Source organism: Gelidibacter sp., assembly GCF_035577925.1.
In the GTDB taxonomy this organism is placed as follows: Bacteria; Bacteroidota; Bacteroidia; order Flavobacteriales; family Flavobacteriaceae; genus Gelidibacter.
In genome coordinates this window covers 1-2,872 of the sequence record NZ_DATJCY010000222.1, presented here as the reverse complement: position 1 = coordinate 2,872, position 2,872 = coordinate 1, and the positions used below count along the sequence as shown (strand labels likewise).

The 2,872-nt window shown below is 33.9% G+C and carries 3 protein-coding genes and 1 pseudogene; 3 read left to right on the top strand and 1 reads right to left on the bottom strand.

The window, feature by feature from the left end:
• The 3 genes and pseudogenes from VNJ50_RS08930 to VNJ50_RS08920 form a co-directional block, all read left to right on the top strand.
• Nucleotides 1-198, top strand: a pseudogene (locus tag VNJ50_RS08930) (hypothetical protein); the annotation flags it as partial.
• 140 nt (nucleotides 199-338) lie between these two features.
• Nucleotides 339-782 (top strand): MauE/DoxX family redox-associated membrane protein, encoded by a 444-nt coding sequence (locus tag VNJ50_RS08925; protein WP_325581051.1) that lies wholly within the window; start codon nucleotides 339-341, stop codon nucleotides 780-782.
• Between the two features lie 98 nt (nucleotides 783-880).
• Nucleotides 881-1,180 carry a DUF6520 family protein gene (locus VNJ50_RS08920; protein ID WP_325581049.1) on the top strand — a complete coding sequence of 100 codons (300 nt, stop codon included), beginning with the start codon at nucleotides 881-883 and terminating at the stop codon, nucleotides 1,178-1,180.
• An 84-nt stretch (nucleotides 1,181-1,264) separates the two neighbouring features.
• On the opposite strand, the gene VNJ50_RS08915 is transcribed toward VNJ50_RS08920, so the two are convergent.
• A partial coding sequence (locus tag VNJ50_RS08915) for a M16 family metallopeptidase (protein ID WP_325581047.1) occupies nucleotides 1,265-2,872 on the bottom strand: 1,608 nt, incomplete at its 5' end.

Here is a 2,872-nt window from a genome sequence, read left to right as displayed (position 1 = left end):
TATGGTGGTACGTTTTATGAGTTTTATACCAAAAAGCGTATGGTCAACGTGGTTGGGGATATCATGTTTAGCCATCTGACTTTAAAGGAAATTGCCTATAATAACGGGTTTTCAAGTTATGATACGATGTACAAATCTTTTGCCAAATATGACGGGTTAGTCTTGGCCGATATTCCACGCTTTTTTAAGGGCGCATAGGGTTGTTTTCGCTTTTTTCCATATAAGTGACGTTATTTTCCATGTTTTTTACACTATTTTCCATGTTTCTTTCGCTTTTTTATATGTTTTAATTGTTTGATTTTCACGAGCTTTAAAGTGTGAAATTAAGTCCATTAAAGATGAAAAAGTTTGTGAGGTTTCGTGAAGTATTTGTGGTATTGGTCAGCTTACTGCTAATTCTTTTGTTTGCATATACTGGATTGACCAAATTATTGGAAGGCAAGATGTTTTATGATACTATCAGGAATTCTCCAATTTTTGGTGGAGAGACCATTGCTGCTATTGCGGCCATCGTTATTCCGGTGAGTGAAATTGTTGTTGCTCTTTTGATTGTTTGGCGAAGAACGCGATTGCTAGGGCTTTATGCAGCCTTGGTGTTGATGCTCATTTTTGCGGGATATACTGTGGCTCTTCTTTTTTTCGCCCCTAGCTTACCCTGTTCTTGTGGAGGTATAATCTCTCTTTTATCATGGAAGCAGCACTTGATTTTGGTTTTGGTGTTTCTCTTTTTGATACTACTCAGTATTATATGCTTAAAACCAGTAAATATAAAATATAGATAAAAATGAATAAAGAAATTTTGTTGCGCAACAAAGGCAGGGGGAGGACCGAAAACCTGAAACAGAGTAGGCAATTCATACTAATTTAAATCACAGCTATTATGAGAAAGTTGAAAATGATTTTACCGATGTTGGCCTTTATATTGGCCATAGGAGTGTCTTTTGCTTATGTGAAAACAAGTGCAGAAAAGGACTATTACGCTACCAAATACATTTATGTTCCTGGAGGATGGGCTACAATAGATGTTGAATGTCCTCGGAAAAACAATGAATGTACCGTAGTGTTTTCTGGAGATCCACAATTAGAATATAGGGTTTATAACTCAAAAAATCTTGAGGATCCAGCAGAAGGAGATGGAGGAATTAATTTAATAAATGGTCCAGTTCCAGAACCAGATTAAATTTAATTTTTTTAATGGGAGTGTACTCATGTACACTCCCTATTTTTTATAAATAACTAATTATTAGCATTGTTTTTGAATCTGTTAAGGTAATGCTTCAGCAGAAAACATTTTAAACTGAAAGGGATTTACATTTAATAATTTTTGAGTCACACTCCTTAAATCTTCTTCTGAAATGGAGTTTATATATACCTGTTTTTCTTCAATACTATACCATGGTCTTCCATGTTTGTAATAATTATATATCTTTTTTGATATAGAAGAAGAATGTTTTTCACTCTTTTCTAATTCCAAAAAACGCACCAATTCATTTTTATATTCATTCAAGAGTTTTGCATCAATAGGATTTTTTTTGAACGTTGTGATAAATTGTTTACTCTTCTTAATTAATATGTCCGCATATTCTGGGTTAGAAGTAAATTGAAGGGAAACCTCATTGAACATGCGGGATTTATCACGGTTTATCCATATAGAAATATTATAGCTTCCTTCCTCCTCAGATTTGAACCGCATCTCTTGCATTATTGAAAAGTTCATCAAGTACTGTAATAAATGTAGTTTCGCTTCTTCTTTCCAATTTAAATCATTGGAGGTTAACGATGAAATATATTTCAGTTGCACTTTTGTTTCTTGCATGTATTCTGTGGATGGCATGTATATTTTCTGAGGCTTTGGCAACCTATGGCGTTTTGTTGTTAACTGATTGCAAGATTTTTGGACTGGCTTCACCGGTAAATTGCCCAAGTATTTTTGACACAGCGCTAAAACCTTATTTTGAGGAAAGCTACCAGTAAAAATAAAAGTGAAATCTTCTGCATTGCCATAAATTTCATTAAATATTGCCAATGCTCGATCCATATCCGTTTTTGATACCCCTTCCAAAGCTTTGGTGCCTTCAGGTAAATATGTGCTGTCCCCCAATATTGATTTTATGGTTGTCATGAAATCCTTTTCATTAATTTTGTTCAAAGCATGGGAGGAATTAGCTTTAAGTTTCCAGTCATCAAATGCCAGGCTATCTCTATTAGGACCTGTAAAGTATAGATATATTAGTTGTAAAGCTGTTTCCAAATCGTTTAAACTAACAGACCCTCTTATTCCGGATCCATCATAATCAATATAAGGTAAAACCGATCCTTTAAAATCTTTACTATCCAAGTATCTCTTTAATTCAAATTTGTTTAAGCCTCCCACGCCTGAATTCTTTACGATCTCTGCGGCATTTAATGTGGAGAAATAATCTTCCTGGGCATAACATCGTATTCCAACAGGGGTAAAAGCATGAAATCTTATTGAATTTTGTTGGTTGGTATTTTGATTAAAAATGGTATCTCTGGTATTTAGAACAACTTTTACTCCATTCTCTAATGTATATTCTTTTGTCTTAGGTAAAGGAGACGCTGTTTTTTGAATAATGCTTTCTTGTAAGTTAGCTAAGGTTGAGTGTTTTATTAATTCTTTAGGGATTTTTGGCTTAATATATCTAACTAAAGGAAGTTTATTAGCCTCTTCAATCCAATCCCTAATTGTTTTTTCTGAATAGGATAACAAACGATGCTTGGGCGGAGCCAATGCTATGATGTCAATATCGTCAGGATTTGTATTTAAATAAGCCAAAGTGAACAGGTTAAATTCTTTAAGGGTTAAGTTGTCCATGACTTCTTTTAAAAGCATCTTTTTGTTTTGAGGTAA